General features: G+C 39.6%; 13 protein-coding genes. 3 read left to right on the forward strand and 10 right to left on the reverse strand.

Features of this window, described 5'->3' with window-relative positions; genetic code table 11:
- Positions 1–52: 52 nt before the first annotated feature.
- A complete protein-coding gene (locus QY309_11320) occupies positions 53–2284 on the reverse strand; it encodes a tetratricopeptide repeat-containing sensor histidine kinase (GenBank protein WKZ58457.1) in 2232 nt (743 codons plus the stop codon).
- 56 nt (positions 2285–2340) lie between these two features.
- Between QY309_11320 and QY309_11325 the strand changes: the two genes are divergently transcribed.
- Positions 2341–2481, forward strand: coding sequence for a hypothetical protein (locus tag QY309_11325; protein WKZ58458.1), 141 nt, complete (start codon positions 2341–2343; stop codon positions 2479–2481).
- Positions 2482–2510: 29 nt separating this feature from the next.
- Positions 2511–2684 (forward strand): hypothetical protein, encoded by a 174-nt coding sequence (locus tag QY309_11330; GenBank protein WKZ58459.1) that lies wholly within the window; start codon positions 2511–2513, stop codon positions 2682–2684.
- A gap of 598 nt (positions 2685–3282) precedes the next feature.
- On the opposite strand, the gene QY309_11335 is transcribed toward QY309_11330, so the two are convergent.
- Entirely contained in the window at positions 3283–4746 is a 1464-nt protein-coding gene (locus QY309_11335; GenBank protein ID WKZ58460.1) for a tetratricopeptide repeat protein, read from the reverse strand.
- A gap of 12 nt (positions 4747–4758) precedes the next feature.
- Positions 4759–6309, reverse strand: a complete 1551-nt coding sequence (locus tag QY309_11340) for a tetratricopeptide repeat protein (protein ID WKZ58461.1) — start codon at positions 6307–6309, stop codon at positions 4759–4761.
- Between the two features lie 65 nt (positions 6310–6374).
- Between QY309_11340 and QY309_11345 the strand changes: the two genes are divergently transcribed.
- Positions 6375–7073, forward strand: a complete 699-nt coding sequence (locus QY309_11345) for a histidine kinase (protein WKZ58462.1) — start codon at positions 6375–6377, stop codon at positions 7071–7073.
- A 201-nt stretch (positions 7074–7274) separates the two neighbouring features.
- Here the strand turns inward: QY309_11345 and QY309_11350 are convergent, their stop codons facing one another.
- From QY309_11350 to QY309_11380, 7 genes are all read right to left on the reverse strand, one after another.
- Complete coding sequence (locus QY309_11350; GenBank protein WKZ58463.1) at positions 7275–8324, reverse strand: IS481 family transposase; 1050 nt, start codon at positions 8322–8324, stop codon at positions 7275–7277.
- Between the two features lie 74 nt (positions 8325–8398).
- On the reverse strand, positions 8399–9010 hold the full coding sequence (locus tag QY309_11355) for a response regulator transcription factor (GenBank protein WKZ58464.1): 612 nt from the start codon (positions 9008–9010) through the stop codon (positions 8399–8401).
- 53 nt (positions 9011–9063) lie between these two features.
- Positions 9064–10305 carry a hypothetical protein gene (locus tag QY309_11360; protein ID WKZ58465.1) on the reverse strand — a complete coding sequence of 414 codons (1242 nt, stop codon included), beginning with the start codon at positions 10303–10305 and terminating at the stop codon, positions 9064–9066.
- The gene (locus QY309_11365; GenBank protein ID WKZ58466.1) at positions 10302–10874 is read right to left on the reverse strand and encodes a hypothetical protein; all 573 of its coding nucleotides are present in this window, start codon (positions 10872–10874) and stop codon (positions 10302–10304) included. Before QY309_11365 ends, QY309_11360 begins: the two co-directional genes overlap by 4 nt.
- Before the next feature lie 3 nt (positions 10875–10877).
- Positions 10878–11615 (reverse strand): hypothetical protein, encoded by a 738-nt coding sequence (locus QY309_11370; protein ID WKZ58467.1) that lies wholly within the window; start codon positions 11613–11615, stop codon positions 10878–10880.
- A gap of 100 nt (positions 11616–11715) precedes the next feature.
- Positions 11716–12249 (reverse strand): hypothetical protein, encoded by a 534-nt coding sequence (locus tag QY309_11375; GenBank protein ID WKZ58468.1) that lies wholly within the window; start codon positions 12247–12249, stop codon positions 11716–11718.
- Entirely contained in the window at positions 12243–16487 is a 4245-nt protein-coding gene (locus tag QY309_11380) for a DUF6443 domain-containing protein (GenBank protein WKZ58469.1), read from the reverse strand. The genes QY309_11375 and QY309_11380 overlap by 7 nt, the downstream gene beginning before the upstream one ends.
- Positions 16488–16489 lie beyond the last annotated feature (2 nt).

Genomic DNA, 16489 nt, shown 5'->3' on the forward strand with positions numbered 1-16489 from the left:
AATCACAAATTTGTGAATTGCAAAGATGTGCATTGATCGGGAGGTAAAAAAATCAGGCGCTGGCTTTGGTCTCTTCGTTCTCCTGTTCCTGGGACGCCTCTGTTAATTCCTTTGGAATTTCGAGCGGCAAGGTGGCATAGAATTCAGTAAATCCTTCTGAAGTTAATTGCAGACCGACATCCCCGCCCAGGCGGCTAACAGCTTGCTTGATCAGGTACAGACCAAGTCCGCCTGTACCCGACTTTTCAGAGGCCCGTGTAAACATCTGAAAAATTTTGTCGGGGTTCTCCAGGGCAATACCCACACCATTGTCGATTACATGAACGTGTAGGTTCGGCCCTTCGATAAAGATCTTAATATGCACAAAAGGAACCACACGCTCGGAATCATTATGAAACTTGATGGCATTGTCGATCAGGTTTTCGAGGATGATACGGATTAATGCATCATCGGAGCGGAAGATCATGTTCCGTTGAATATCCCTTTTGAACTGAAAACCTTTTGGCAATCCCTTCTTCGATTCAAGCAAGATAATATCGTCCACTACTTTATCCATATCCAACGGCTCAGGATGTATAGCTGCACTGTTGATTTGGTTGATGATGAGCAACCGGGTTAATATGCGGTTCAGTTTGGTAGCGGTTTCATCAAGTTTTTGCAAATAGCCCAACGCCAACTGGTCTTTTACATCCATCAACGCTACATTGCACATGCCTTTAAGGCTAGCCAAAGGGCCACGTATATCGTGAGAGGTTTTGTAAATAAAATTATCCAGTTCTTTGTTCACCTTTTCCAGGGAAGTATTGGCCACCAATAAATCGGCTGTAGCCTTTTTTACTTCGGCTTCAAGTTTGTCATTGTATGACTGCAATTGCTTGTTTTGGGCTTCAATGGTGGCATTGGCTTCGGCCAGTTTTGTATTCGTTACAGATAACCTCGCATTTACTCTCCTTCTTACTTTGTTATTATGATATAATACAAACACCAATAAGGCCGCCAGAAAGGCAATGGTACCGATTGCCAGGTTGAGCATACGCTGGCGGGCGAGGGCTTCATCCTTAAGCTCAATGGTTCTCAGGTTCTCACGTTCTTCGAACTGGGTTTGGGTTTTGGCGATGTTTTTGATAAGTTCTTCGCCAATAAGGCTATCTTTTAAATTAATATATCTCTTTTGATAAATCGAGGCTTTCTCAAATTCTCTCTGCAGGCTATAAAGATTTGAGAATTCCTTATAAAAATCCAAAACCAGTTGATTATAACCCAGTGATGTAACGATATCCTCACCTCTGAGAAGGTGCGCCTCAGCTTGCTTTAGGTTTTCTCTTCTTAACTCTATTCTAGCGAGATATACAAGATTCTCTGCTTGAAACCTCTTGTTATCATTATCGGTTGCAAAATTTAAGGACTGAGTGAAGTGTCTATGTGATTCATCAAAATCATCCAAATAGTAATATGCAACTCCTAATCCTGACTCACCTTCAATCAAAATATCACTTCCGCAATTCTCTCCACATACCTTCAATCCTTCTTTAATGGAATTTAAAGCCCGAGCAAAATCTTTTAGATGTATATTACAAACACCAAGATTAATCAAAAGTCTGTCCAGGCCGTAAACATCATTAATTTCTCTTTTAATGTTTAAAGCCCTTTCAAAATACTCCAATGCCTTTTGATAATTTTTCAATTTGAAGTAGATGAAGCCGATATTATTTAAAGTAACACTGACTTCACTCTGAGTTCCTATTTCTTCTCGTATTATCAATGATTCAAAATGATAAGCTAAAGCCACATCATACTCCGCTTTCAATGAATGGGTAATCGCTACAGAGTTTAATAAAATCTTGACTTCATCCCTAAAGCCATTACGCACCGCGATATCTAGACCAAACTTTGCTGTCGAAATCGCACTATCCAAAATTTCAAGTCTTCTATAAGCTGAACTTTGTAAACGGCAAGCCCTTACTATTCTTAGACTATCACCGATACGAGCTGAGTATAGTCGACTCTCAGTTGAAAACTCAACTGCTTGAATATTATCAACATCAATAAATTCATATGCCAATTCATACAAAACATCAGCTTTCTCCCCACCTGAAGCAGAAGCATTTAATTTAATTAAAGAATCAATACGAGCATTTTGACTGTAAGCAGTAACAGAAACTAGGATCAATAGAATTTGGGAAGGATGGAGTATCCGAGCATTAAATGAAAACTTGTTGAAAAATTGGTACACTGGTAATTTTGCAAAATTTTTAACTGAAATGGAGTCCATTACATCCTGCATATTTGGGTTACAATTTAAACATTAAGAACAACTCTAAAACTAAACCCCATAAGATTATGAAAAAGTTACTCTACTCTTTAGCCTTGGCATTATTCGTTTCAGTTGGTTTATCTGCTTGCAGTGATGAAGAGATTAAGCCTACAACGGAACTTGATAACGGAGCAGCTGGTGTGCAAGGTGATCAAGGCAAAAATTGATTCTTTCAGCTATTTAAATCAGCATCAACATGAAAACTAAAGCATCAATACTTTTGGCAATAGTTGCAATAGCAACAGCTTCTTTTACTGTAACGAGCATAAGCAAATCCACTGGGGATGAGATTAAAGAAACCACAAATACTCAACCACAGAGGGCATATGATGAGCCCGCAGGAGGATTTGTTACAGAAGATAAATTCTAACATTGAGTTATTGAAAGTCAAGGGGTTACAGTACTTGCAACTACGGTTGTGGGTACTGTTTTCCTTTTATGACCGACCTACTCGAATCCTTAGTTAAGGATCAATCACTCTCAAGCTGTAATCACCCTTTCAAATAACAATTGCATGCCAGAAAATTCTCAACGAAACAACGCCCTAAAAAACCAACTTGGTTTCTCCTATCATTCACGTTAATGCAAGTAAATCCCTGGTAACCAGTATAATTTTCAGGGTTACGGTAAAACAATACAGGTGTCAAACCTGATTGAAAAGCTATAGTGAAAGCCTCTTAAAACCTCAAAACCTTATAAAATCAGCAGATAAACAGACCTATTAATGAGGTGAACAACCTAAAGTCATGACTTATCATCAATCTGGTCATGTAGAAAAAGGTACTTAAAGTGTTACTTTAAGTACCTTTTTTGACAAAATCAGGTAAAACCTTACATCAAAATTTGAGCGTTTTTAGCATCTGTAACACTTTATTTTTCAACCTAATAAGTGTTCGCTATTGAATGGATAACTGAAACGAAAACTGATTTACAACGGGTTTTATACAATAGGTCAAAAATTCCTTAAACTAGGTAAGAAGCTGGTCGAACGAATCTTCAGAGTGTTGTCTGATTCTAAAAAGCAATTTTTCATAATGCTTCTTTTTGGTTGTGGCTGAACTAATTTCCTGCAACAAAAACATTTCTCTACTGCGAAACCCCCTTTCTAATTTCAGCTTTAATCGAATTTTCCAATTGCGAAGGCGATATATCGAAAATAAAATAAAAATGACTACAAGTAGTACTATGGTAATAACAACAATAATATAGAATTGAAGTTCTTTTAAATCTTCAAGGAAAACTAATTCTTCCTTTTGATATTTAATCTGCTCCGCATTATTCCGCTCATAAAATTCAGCCTCCTGCTTGGCTAGATGCTCACGGAGCATAGTATTGTATTTTGATTCCTTTAGATCAATATAATTACCTTGAATCGTTGCCTTCTCCCTGATTGATAAGCTCTTTAGAATTAAAAGTTCTTCGTAAGCAGTTAATAAAATTTCAGAGTACATCAAGGGATCCGCTATAGCCAACGATTTGTATAAAAATCTTTTGGCACTTAACTCATTACCTTCCGACTTAGAAGCCTTCGCCAAACCAATATAACTATCGCATACAAGTCGAAAATTATTGGCTTGTAAACCATAAATAATTGAAGTCTCGAAATTTACTGTTGCGCTCTCATATTCGCCTTGCCTTAAATTATTTAAGCCAAGAGCATAAAAGGCATTTGAAAGGTCATCATCGGTACAATTACGATGGCTATAAACAATTGATTTGATAATTCTACTGCTCTCCTCGCATCTATCTAAGTACACTAAGCTAAGACTTTTATTTATTGCTATTAAAGCATAGTCAGCACTATCAATTTTCACACTTTGAAACCAATCCTGAAGGGCCATGTTAAAATAGAGTAGCGCTTTTTCATAATTTTTTATTTTGTAAAAAATAAAACCAATGTTATTCAATGATTGGTAAGATGGGATATTGTTCATCTTATATGAAGCTTCTAGTCTTTCAAAATTAAGTCTCAATGCACTATCATACTGACCCAAATTTACATATGCATCTGACAAAGGGTTAATTATTGCTAATACTTCATTTACAAATTGATTCCTACGAGCAACTTGCAAAATCTCATTTCCCATCCATGTAGCAGAATCATTATTGTTCAATCTGCGGTGGGCTGATAAAACCATTCTGCCTGCGCTAACCATTTTTAAACTATCACCCAATAACTTGGCATCCCGATAGGATACTTTTGAGCATTCAAGAGCTTTCTGGAGATCGGTTGCTGTGTATTCGTATGCCAAATCACATTGTAAATCAATGATCTGATGAGGGTCAGTATAATGATTCAATGCTGCCTTCAAAGAGTCAATTATAACCAATTCTAAGTACCGATTGTCTTTAGATGTGGTCTGTGCTAAACCATTACCGAATGATAAGCAAGCAATAAATAGTATAAATTCTTTGCTGAATGTCCTTATCATAGGTTTTAAGAATTAACTCATCTTCTCAAGGTCATTAATTCGAGCTTTCGATTCTACTAATGAACTTTCCAAATCTTTGATTAACCTCTTTAGCCAAAATTCATTATTTCCATTACCTACTTTTGTAACATACTCAATGCCTTTTAAAGTAGCCAACTTTGCGGCAAGTTGTTTAGCTTCCAGTTCAAAGAAAATCTTTTGCTGCTGACATCGATGCAACTCATCATCAAGTAATTGCTCAAGATTCCTTACTCGGTTCTTTATTCGAATTGCAAGTATTTTACTCAGTCGCTTCTCAATCTTCGATTTTCTTCTTATCAGAATAACTGCAAAAACGGCTAAAATAATCAACCCTACAATTGCAATAATTACTAAGTTTTGTGATCTCAAAACTTGTTTGCTTAAATTAACCATTTGTTCCTGTCTCGCTAATGTCTCCTCATTCTCCATCCGTTTCAATCTTACTTCTGTTGTGGCCATCTGCTCAGTTAAACGGGTATTGTATACCTCATTTTTTAACAAAATATATTTATCCTGATAATACACGAGTCGACCTAAATCACCCAATATCTCATAATTCAATATCAATTCTTCAATTACGGAAATCAACATTTGACGATACTTGAATTGCTCGGCAACCTGCTCAACTTTTAACAGGTTACTAAAACCTGCGTCAGTGTTGCCTTGAAGAAAGTTTATTTTTCCTATGAACAATAAATTATCAGCCTGCGTCCGAAAATCATTGATAACTTGACCAATCTGAAAAGATTTCCAAAACTCATTCTTAGCGATATTGTACCTACCTAAATTGTACGCTATAATACCACGACCATAGCAAACCATGGCTTCTGAAAATGGGCTCATTTGGCTCCCGGCAATGGCTTTTTCAAATAATTGATTTGCTTCACTATAGTTGCCCAGATGCACATGACAAAGTGCTGCGTTAGTGAGGGCGATATCGTAATCAAAATAATCCTGATGCTGTTCTTTCAGGCTGATACTCTCGTTTATAAAATCCAAAGCTTTTTGATATGCTTTCATCTTATAATAAACCAATCCCAAATTGTTTAATGAAAGACTAATGTAACTGGGATCACCATCTGCTCTCCGTAATTCCAATGCCTTCGATAAATCTACGAGAGCACTTTCATATTCGCCTTGAAAAGCATGAACTGTTCCTCGTGCGGAGGTAAGATAATTTATGTGTCTGTTTGATTTAAGTCTTTTTGCTAACGGCAATAAATATGCATTTAGTATTTGGCATGAATCATATAGCTCGTTATAAAAGAGAGCAATAACCAACTTACAGCCAGATTGCAAAAACCTAAGTGAATCGCCCTTTTCACTTGTAAGGCTATGGTATTGACGAGCATAACGAATTGCCTTTTTGCGATCAACCAATACATATTCCGTTATTAATTGATCAAATACTTGATGCGGAATACTATCCTTCAAAGAACTTTTGTTCAAAACCAATTCAAGCGAATCAAGATTTGATTTTTGCGCCACTAATGAAGTAAAAAAGATGGAAAGAAATATAGTATAACAATATCTCCTTTTCATATGTAAATGGGACAGTAGTACAAAGTACAATTTAATACATTTGTATACCAGAAAGCAAGCTCAGTATGAATTTCAATTTTCTTGGATTCAGTATTATCCCACAAAAAGACCTTTCCCACCAAATTTCTGCCCAGGCAGCTGAAATATTTGAAAATATTGTCAATGAAATGGGCGCTGAAATACACGATGACCTGATTCAAAAAATATACCTTTTACAACTTAACCTAAAGCATTTGGAGCAAGCTGTTGATCATCCAATTGAACTACAGAATGGCTTGATAAAGATGGAAGCGGATTTGAAAATGGCTATTGAATCGATCAGGCGCATCTCCAAAAGACTAAATGCGGCTGAAAATGCTGAAGCACCATTTGCACAGCAAATATCTATTCTCTGTCAGAACATGGAAATACGAGGAGGTAATCACATTCACTTTGAGCAGGTTGGTGTAGAATTCATATTACCGGAAGTAGTAAAAAAATACCTATACCGCATGACTCAGGAACTTATTCATAACGCGTTTAAGCACTCTACGGCCTGGCACATATGGGTGCGCCTAATTTGGGACAAAAACAAATTAGTAGTTGAAGTTGAGGACGATGGAACAGGTGAGGTGACTTTAGACGAAACTATAAAAAAGCTAAATGAGAAGTACAACAGCCTGCGAATGCGGGCAGAAGCTATTCAGGCAAAAATCAAATATGGTTCTGGAAAAAAAGGCCTACTTGCGACCATTACTTGGAAGAATAGAACTTTGAATTTATAGAATACCATTTGTAATAGCTAAGACTTGATCTGACAGTCAGGTAGGCATTCCTTCCTCAAAGGCAAAGGTAGCCACCGCTCCAAAGAAGTCAAGGGCTGCGCGAGTGGCCGCGCAAAATCCTACACACAGCCAAAGCCACCCTTGACTTCTTTTCCGCTTGCGGCTGTTTGCGGCCTATGAGGAAGCAATGCGGACGAGTGATCATGCTGATTCATAATTTTGATCAACCATCTTCTGGATAGCAAGCTCTTTGGAAGCCAGGAACGTTTCCCAGGGAGTTCTTCCAAAGCAATACTTTCCTGAGTGCGTTCTTTGCTCGTTGTATTCTTTGATCCACACATCAAGATCTGCCTGAAGTTCTTCCAGTGACTGATACAACTTTTTCCGGAAGGCCACCGCATAGAATTCATCCTGGATGGTCCGATGGAAGCGTTCGCAGATTCCGTTGCTCTGAGGACTTTTTACCTTCGTTTTTGAGTGTTCGATGTTTTCGATTCGTAGATAGAGCTCATATTCATGATACTCTGCTTTTCCGCAATATTCGGTGCCACGATCGGTAAGGACACGCAGCAATGGAATTTCCTGCTCCTCGAAGAATGGAACGACTTTGTCGTTTACCATATCTGCTGCGGTGATAGCGTTCTTACGATCATACAGCTTGGCAAAAGCAACTTTCGAATACGTATCAATGAAGGTCTGCTGATAGATTCTGCCTACCCCTTTGATATTGCCAACGTAGTAAGTATCCTGTGCGCCAAGATAGCCCGGATGTTCAGTCTCAATCTCTCCGAGGGCTTCGCGTTTTTCTCGCTTACGCTCCATGGCGATCATTTGTGCTTCGGTGAGAATGATTCCTTCCTGAGCAACCTTTGCTTCAAGCGCAGCTAGCCGTTTAGCGAAAGTCTCCATGTCGTGGCGCTGCCAAACGCAGCGCACGCCAGCAGGAGACACAAATACACCGCGCTTGCGAAGTTCATTGGCCACGCGCACCTGCCCTAGAGCGGGTTGATCGATAGCCATCCGGACAACGGCTTGCTCAACTTCTGGCTCGACACGATTCTTTGGAATAGCTTTCCTGCGACTGACCTCTTTCAAAGCCAGTTCACCACCTGTATCATAAAGCTCTTTGATTCTGTAGAAGCTGTCGCGGGAGTAACCCATCATCCGACATGCCTGGCTGACATTACCCAAATGTTCAGCTAAATTGATAAGACCTAATTTCGTTTTGATTAACTTCGTTTCTGTTCTCATTTTCTGACAGTTTAAAGGGTTTAACTTGATTGTTTGCACTTCTAAGTTAACCCAACTGTCAGATTAAGTCGAAACTACTTCATACCATTCGAATACGCATACGCCAGCAAGGCGGCCGTATTATGTACCCCTAACTTTTTCTGCAACCTTAATCTGTAAGTTTCTGCCGTGCTCTCAGCCATTTTTAAGTTCACAGCAATTTCCTTTGTTGTAAGGCCTTGCGAAAGCGCCCTCAAAAATTCCTTTTCCCGGTCAGTAAGGGTTACCGGTGGCACACTCTCCCACCGGCTGGCATTATTCCGGATTACCTGTACAACATGGTCTGGAAAATATGTCTCACCCTTCATAACCACCTTTACTGCTCTTACAACTTCTGCGTATCCATCCAATTTCGAAACGATGGCATCTACTCCAGCTTTCAATAGGTTAATCACTAACTCAATGCCCTCTAACCCCGTAACAACAATAACCTTTGGCTGTACAGGCATCTTTCGAAGTTTCAAAAGTAATTCAACCCCACTCACCCCCCCTAAATGAATATCCAGCAGGATTATGTCAATGGCATGGCTATTTAGTTGAGCCTCAAATTCAACCGCATTGGCAGCCTCATAAACATTACGAACAAAGTATTCCCGCTTTAGCAAATTAACAAACCCTTGCCGGAGCAAGGTGTCGTTTTCGACCATAAGAAAGTTGGCTTTGTCCATACAGACAAAGATAGATGGAACCCGTCCAAACTCTACCTATTCCTGATCTTCTTAAGGCCTAATTCACTTAACTGAAATCCAATTCGAACGTTCCAGCGACCCGGGTAAACGGGATCATTTATGTTTTTTAGCACGTTGTAGGCTATCAAAATGGTCATATCCAGCTTAGGATGCACTTCAAATCTACGACCTGCACCAATCAACCAGGCATCTTTCCAAATGCGCTGGGCACCTGTTTCTGATCGATTTACACCTGGTGAATTGCGTGCATACTCCGTATACGCAAAGAGCTTATTCAGAGGCTCATAGCTCATAAATCCCTTGTATCCAAACACATCGGGAGCAAATGAAACCTGATTTTGGCTAAAGGTTTGACGATATAGCCCGCCAAATCCTAAAATAAACTTGCTAGTAAACTTATATCCCACCATAGGAGAAATATCCACTGAAACAGGTTCAATACTTATAACCTGAGAATTAAGGGAAAGAAACAGGCGTTCTCGGATACCTTTACCCTTGAGGGAACTTCGTTTAATGGCTGAACCAAGGTCATTTGAATTGGGGACAACAGAGAATTTTTTCATCAACCGATCCATATTCTTTTGAATCGGATCAAGCAATTCTGAATGCTCCGATAAATATTCCAATGCCAGCTCCTCTGCCTCTTTACGCGCCAAATTTTTTATGAATGCAGTGTCTTGTAGTTGATTTATTGAAACATGGTCATTCCTCCAAGGATCCAGACTTTCCTTCTGAGCTTGAATATCTTTAAGGTCTTGTATTTGTTCAATGGAGCTAACCTTCTCTAAGGCTTTTTCATTGAACATGCTGATAACTCCACTTTTTAATGAATCCTCATCGAAATCGCGCAACTGATCCTTATACCCGCTTACTTTTTCAACACCATCCCCAATACCAGATGATCGAATAACCGCCTCAGCTCTATTTCTGATTTCGGCTGTATCCAATAACATCTCCTCCATATTTTGCTTGATCAAAGAGTCAATACGAGCTGAATCAAGAGCCAAACGCTCAAGGCCATTTGAAGCCAATAGGCTATCATAGTGTTTCTGCAATTGCGTTTCGTACGCCTTGGCTTGTTGCAGGCTATCCTCCTTAAAAAACTTACGGTATAAGCGTAATTTATTCTTACCCGATTTAGCCTGCTCAATCTTCGCAAGATGCTTTTGGCTCAGCTTAACATCAAAAGGAACTTGCGCCACTGCATGTAGTACCCAGAGAAAAAATAATACTATGGGAAAAATCCTGCTCATACCCGCTTTTTAAAAGCATATCCAACACATATTCCAATCCCTTGTCTAAAATTTTTTCCATAATCTGTATTAAAATGCCGTTCATTAAATTCATGCAAAGGAATATTAGGTGTATATAATAGTTTAAAAATCAAACCCCCGGAAGGCTTTTGGAAACGATATCCAAATGCTGGCGTAAGTAAAATCGTGCTATTTTGGATGTTCTTAAAGCTAATTTCCGTTCCATTCACGTACCCAACAGAAAATCCAAATTCTACATGGTGATCGGAGCCAACAAAATTGTACGCACTTAACCCAACAGGTATGGCTAAAAAATTTAAGTAACGTTCCTCACCATTAATTTTCCAGTTGTGACTGATAAATTTACCAAAACCAATCCCTCCACGAACATGAACATTAAATCTTCCAACTTTCCACAGCAAGTACTCGGCATTAACGGTATAAAATTGTACACCGGCACCTCCCAATTCACCATAAGCTGTCCAAGTGCCGATCTGTGCTTCTTCTATTTGCTGGGCCTCAGCAAATACAAAGCAACCAAGCCCTATTAGTAAAAGAACTGTTTTCATACACTATTCCTCTCGCAAGGTTCTGAAATTAAGGTTACCGTTTTCCACATAAACTTTTTGCCCAGGCAACTTGCCCGATATTTTCAAACCCACTTCTATGACTTTATCAGGATAAGGAAAAGCTGAGGTAATTACCGCACCAAATAAATCTTCTATTCCTTCGGTATATTGAACTCCCTTTGAGTTGGTGAAAGTCACACCGTCAGTTACATTATACAATTCAATGTTTACAAGGTTATCCTCCCCCTCCCAAAAACCCCGTATTTCATAAGTGATGTAATAGTACTTAGGAAAATCGCTCAGGTTAATGTTGGGCACGTTTCCTGCTAAACTTATTGTCTCTGTTCCAGAGACGGAAAGAACATCCGGTAATTTAAACGATTGGTTCAGGTTAACGAGCGCTGACTTTTTTGTATAAATTTCAGTGTTATATACTACTTCATTGACTTTGTCTGGATAAATATCATAGTACAAGGCATCTTTCTTGAGAAGGTGGCCATCACCATCCAGGTCATGCCCGATGGATAGCCTGAGACCTTTTTCCTTATCTGACCGTTCATAATTCCGGTAAGGTTCATACTCAATTTTGCTTTGTACACCATTACTTGGCGCCTTGTGGCAATGGTATTGAAAATCCGTTATTTCAGCCTCATCCAACACACCATTATGGTTCTCGTCTAAACCGGTTGCAACCCTTACGCCACCATAAACACAAGCATCGCTAATTGATTCGTTAAACATTTCCAACAAAACCTTTGGTTCATCTTCACTAAAAAGTGAGCAGGAAGTGATAATGAATCCTAATATAGATTTATAAATGAACCTCATTAATTATTGAGAACTACTTTGTACATAAAAAAACATTTAAACTATCTGGTTTTGGTGAAAATTCTCTAAATCTGTAAACATGATTTACACTTTTTTTTTCAGTGCCATCTAATCGACTAGACTCAATGATAATAAATGTTGTGTCATTTAAGATCTTACCTGACTCTCTATAAACTAACAAAGGCCCATTTCCAGGATACCACATCTCAATAGTTATATCTTTCTCATCAACATCAAAGACACCCCAAAAAAATTTAATTTTCCTAACCTTTTCAATGAATATACTATCGTAGAATAATTTTTCTCTTTCTTTAATTTCAGTAATTGGAAATGCGCCAAAAGAATGAATCACGCCATTTTGATATAAAAAAAAAGCCGCGGTGTTTTCACTGGATTTGTCTTTTGAAACATAATAATAACCATCAAGCCTAAGTGAGTAATTATTAAATGACTTACATTCTAAAGTTAGTTCCTCATCTGGTCCCAGCACATGCTTACAACCGCTTAAGGCTAGGAATAAAATTAAAAGAATACTTACCCTTACCATCCTGTTCCTGTTGAAGAAGAATATTCCAAAAATAACTGAGTGTTACCAGGCATTACCCTAAACCAGGGACTCCCAATTAAACTATGAAATGAGTTCTGAATGGGTGCCCTTATATACTGCTCACTATTAATTCCGAATTTAAAGTTACCAAATCCAATATAACCTAACCCTAGTCTAAACTGATCTGGATCAAATGGTGCATTTTTTATATATGTTCCTTTATTACCTCCAATAAGGAGATCAACACCAGACGGATTTTTATCTGGCATACCAGTTGCTAAATTAAAACCAAAATTGAATGCTCCAAATCGTGCATTAAAAGCCTCAGTCCTAAATCCATCTCTTGAATCCCCGATATGCTGGGGATGAATATTAAAAGGATCTAATCCTTTAGTAATCCAGTTTGGATACCAATCATTCTCATTCCTGATATTTAGCAATGGCCCACCCAAGGTTATTGTTCCAGTTCCTTGAGAAGTTAAGCCGCTACTATAATCCTTACTTTCTATAGACAAGACACCGAAGTAACTCGTTTCTCTACCAGTTCGTGTCTCCACAATTGGTTTTTGTTGAAGCGCATCGTACCCCCAAAGCGTTGCACCAAAGCTCTGCCTATAACTGAATGGAAAAACCTTAGGTACGCCAATTGAAATATCAAAACCAATCCCTGTTCTATGAGTTCCATGTGCATAGTTAATATTAAATGCAATTGGAGAAATATATTTCATAAAATCATATCTTATAGATTCAAGGCCTTCTAATTCGATTGCATCAATTAACCTATTCTCACTAAATGCATAAGTAGAATTATAGTAGAACTTTTCAGATAATGGATCCACTGATCCAAACCTGCCAATGGCCGGGTCGTGTATGCGGTATTTATACTGGTACCAGCCCAGATCAAACCCATCCTGCACTTCCTGCTCCTGGAAGGTGTATTTGTTTTTGGTTCGGGCCAGGTCAAGGGTTTGTTTCTGATAACTCAACGGCCGTATGGGTAGCCCAAACGGGTAATAATCGCTGGTTTGCACTACCTGTAACGCCCGTTGGTTTTTTTCGTGTACAATTTCAACATCATCGAAATACACCGTGGTACCGGTTGTTTCATTGGCCACATAGGCGTACATATATCCCGTAGTACTGCCGGCAGGCAGGGCAATGGTCAGGTCAATTTGCAAGGCTTCAAATGCCACCGCTGATGTGGTGCTGATGGCATGGTACCCAAACTGCGACCAGGTGTAGGTAGAGTTGAAAATGAAGTAGCAGAGGTAGGCTTTTGGCGCCCCAGCATTCGGGTTAGCAGTAGCGCCAATAACCGCATTATTCAAGGCACTATAAGCGGTTGATGTTTCGCCCGTTGGCATTACCTGGAAGGCTGAGGTTACCGCTGCGGCCAATACGGATGGGATTATTTTTGTACCACTAACTGAGCCTGTATAGCGTGAATGCGCCATCAGCCTTACCTTGTCGCCCGGTTGTACGGTTAACATTTTGGCTGGGCCAACAGCCCCGTTCAACCCGGCCGCATATTGAGGGTTAGGTACTTCGTAGCTTTTGGCAGTGCGGTTATACCCGGTAATGCGGGTTATGTTTTTAAATCCGTCAACATTCTTCTCTTGCTGATCCCGCTCGGGCTCCAGGGTTGCCTTGTACGCATCGGTAACTTTCAAAGATCCAAACACCACACGTACATTTCGCTGATGGTCTTTAAGGAAGTACTCATATTCGTAAGTTCCGTTGCGTTTAACCGCCCGTCCTTCATCGGTGAGTACAAAGGCCAGTTGTCCATCCTGGTAGTGAATGCCGCCAACGTAATCAGTTGTAGAATGTGCTGTTGCATTTCCGGTACGCACCACGGTGCGTAGTTTATTGCCGAGGGCATCGTAGGTATAATCAATAATACGATTGCCACCGAATTTGATTTGTGTGGGCAGGTTTAAGTGGTTGTATTTTATCTCTTCAATTCCCTTGTTCAGGTCGTATGTCATGTTGCCATTGGCATCATACCCATACTCGGTAATGCCCAGCGTGTGGCTTACTTCTGTAAAACCAAAGTCAGGGTTATTGGCCGAGGCAGCCCAATAGGCTGCTGTTTGATCATGAACATTTTGTAACCGGTTACCTGTATAGGTATAACCAAGTTGGTCTATGGTGGCCGTGCTGGTTCCTATTTGCCCGGTTCGAACCAGGTTTTGAATATTACCATTATTATCGTACCCGGCCGTTTCATTAAACCGGCCTGCGTTTCCGTTCCATACATTACTGTTTTTTTGTGCATAGTATGCCAATTCCATACGGCTCCATGCGTCATACTTGTACCGGTATATTCTTTCTTGTGGTGCATCTTTCAGGTTGTTAGTCTTCCAACGGATAGCGGAAATATTACCATTATACAGTTTATCTGCATTGGTTCCACCAACATTAACCGTTTCCTGGTTGTAAATGATATCCATGCCGAACAGGTCATTGGTATCATCATTCGTGGCTCCGTTATCATTTGTCAACGTGCCGTTATTGATATTCGTCAGCCAGCCCCGGATATTATAACGGTAATCAACCGATTGTAAAAAGGTAGTGCCATTATTTTCTGAATGTAAGTTCTTCTCAATCAACTGACCCAATTCATTGTAGACATGAGAAGCCACCAGTATACGGGGTCCACTATCAAAAGTCTGAAAGACATTTTTCAACCTACCGGCATGGTCGTACGTGAATTCGCTAAGCCGCGTTAGCCCGCCCATGCTACTGGTATGCACATGCAAGGTTTTTACGGTTCGGCCTGCAAAGTCTATATCATGGGTAATGCGGTCGCGACCGCCAATATTATTTTCAGCAATTACTTGAACAGCATTGTACTGCTTGTCGTAATACGTAACTGTATTTAACCAACGGTCATCACCTGGTACATAAGTTTTGGTACCTGTTGTATAACCCTTTGCTATTGTAAGGGTTTGAGCAACAGGCAAAAACCCGGTTTCAGAAACGTAGTTGTAGTTTGTTCCTGCTACCTCATCCCAGCCTGAATAATTTTTAAAAGAATAGTCATCATAATAAGTAATGGTGAGCGGTGCGTTATGAACAGGAAAGGCAGTGTTGGTATAACCGATTGAATTATTTTGTCTTACTTCAAAAAACCGGCTATTTATTGCATCAATGGTATTTTGAAAGAAAGTTCTTGAGCCCTTTATAGAGCCAGTAAGAATCGGTCGGTTAAGTTCATCATACTTTGTGTACGACCACATATCTCCAATCCGTTGCTTAGCATCTTGTGTAAGAATTAATCTGTCCCATTTGTCATAGATGTTGTACACCCAGCCCGAACCAGGTACTTTTTTTTCAATAAGTCTACCTGACTGATCATACTTATATTGAAAGCACCAGGTGTCGAGAAATTGCTGCCTGCTGGCCCAAAAATTATTGTACTCAACTAACCTGGAAGAAGCTTCTGGAGGGAAAACAAAAGTAATATTACCGGCATAATCGTAGATGTAATAAGTGTCGTGCCATAGTGTACCGTCACCGGTTCGCTCCAGCAAAACCTGATTCTTAAAATTTTTGAATATCCTTTTGATTAAACCCTGCTCATCAACCATTTCACTAATTGCGAGTACATTAGCCGGATAAGTTCCTATCCCAATCATAGGGAAACCTGTGCCTGAGTAGGTATACTTAAAAACTTCGCCTTCAGTATTAAATCTTAAGCTCTCAGTTACAGGTTTATTTTCCTGTGACTCGTGCCAGCTCCATCCTGTACCCCATGTTTTTCGAATCTGATTTAATGGCGAATTGTCATATCGCAAAACGCTGTAAGAGTTTTGATCATGCGCAACTGCTTGTGTGTTTGAATAGAAGTTTGCTTGTTCATTAACGTAGTTAGATCTGTAGGTACCATATCCACTCGCATTATTGAATGTGTATGGAAGATACTTTTGAAGTTCGCGGCCGAAAGCATCATAGTGTTGAAACTGAATAACATCTTGTTTAGATGGGCTACCTTGTACCGTGATGCTTTGCACAGGTCTACCCATATCATCAACATAGGAATAGATCGTTGTTTTTTGTTCGACAGGCAAATTCGATACATTGTTTTCGCTCGTTACTCCTTTTACAAGCATCTTCTCTGTTCGAACAAAATTTCGGTTCAGATCAGCAGGAGCATTAACCGGGGGTTGTGTCTGTGACCATACCATTGGGACGCCAGCCAACCAAATCAAAATGGAAATAAAACTTTGTTTCATAG

The sequence above is a fragment of the Cyclobacteriaceae bacterium genome (genome assembly GCA_030584025.1).
Taxonomy (GTDB): Bacteria; Bacteroidota; Bacteroidia; order Cytophagales; family Cyclobacteriaceae; genus UBA2336.

Bases quoted from the DNA above. Each gene is read 5' to 3' on its own strand.
- QY309_11320 (WKZ58457.1), bottom strand. From the start codon at position 2,284: ATGCAGGATGTAATGGACTCCATTTCAGTTAAAAATTTTGCAAAATTA.
- QY309_11325 (WKZ58458.1), top strand. From the start codon at position 2,341: ATGAAAAAGTTACTCTACTCTTTAGCCTTGGCATTATTCGTTTCAGTT.
- QY309_11330 (WKZ58459.1), top strand. From the start codon at position 2,511: ATGAAAACTAAAGCATCAATACTTTTGGCAATAGTTGCAATAGCAACA.
- QY309_11335 (WKZ58460.1), bottom strand. From the start codon at position 4,746: ATGATAAGGACATTCAGCAAAGAATTTATACTATTTATTGCTTGCTTA.
- QY309_11340 (WKZ58461.1), bottom strand. From the start codon at position 6,309: ATGAAAAGGAGATATTGTTATACTATATTTCTTTCCATCTTTTTTACT.
- QY309_11345 (WKZ58462.1), top strand. From the start codon at position 6,375: ATGAATTTCAATTTTCTTGGATTCAGTATTATCCCACAAAAAGACCTT.
- QY309_11350 (WKZ58463.1), bottom strand. From the start codon at position 8,324: ATGAGAACAGAAACGAAGTTAATCAAAACGAAATTAGGTCTTATCAAT.
- QY309_11355 (WKZ58464.1), bottom strand. From the start codon at position 9,010: ATGGTCGAAAACGACACCTTGCTCCGGCAAGGGTTTGTTAATTTGCTA.
- QY309_11360 (WKZ58465.1), bottom strand. From the start codon at position 10,305: ATGAGCAGGATTTTTCCCATAGTATTATTTTTTCTCTGGGTACTACAT.
- QY309_11365 (WKZ58466.1), bottom strand. From the start codon at position 10,874: ATGAAAACAGTTCTTTTACTAATAGGGCTTGGTTGCTTTGTATTTGCT.
- QY309_11370 (WKZ58467.1), bottom strand. From the start codon at position 11,615: ATGTTTAACGAATCAATTAGCGATGCTTGTGTTTATGGTGGCGTAAGG.
- QY309_11375 (WKZ58468.1), bottom strand. From the start codon at position 12,249: ATGGTAAGGGTAAGTATTCTTTTAATTTTATTCCTAGCCTTAAGCGGT.
- QY309_11380 (WKZ58469.1), bottom strand. From the start codon at position 16,487: ATGAAACAAAGTTTTATTTCCATTTTGATTTGGTTGGCTGGCGTCCCA.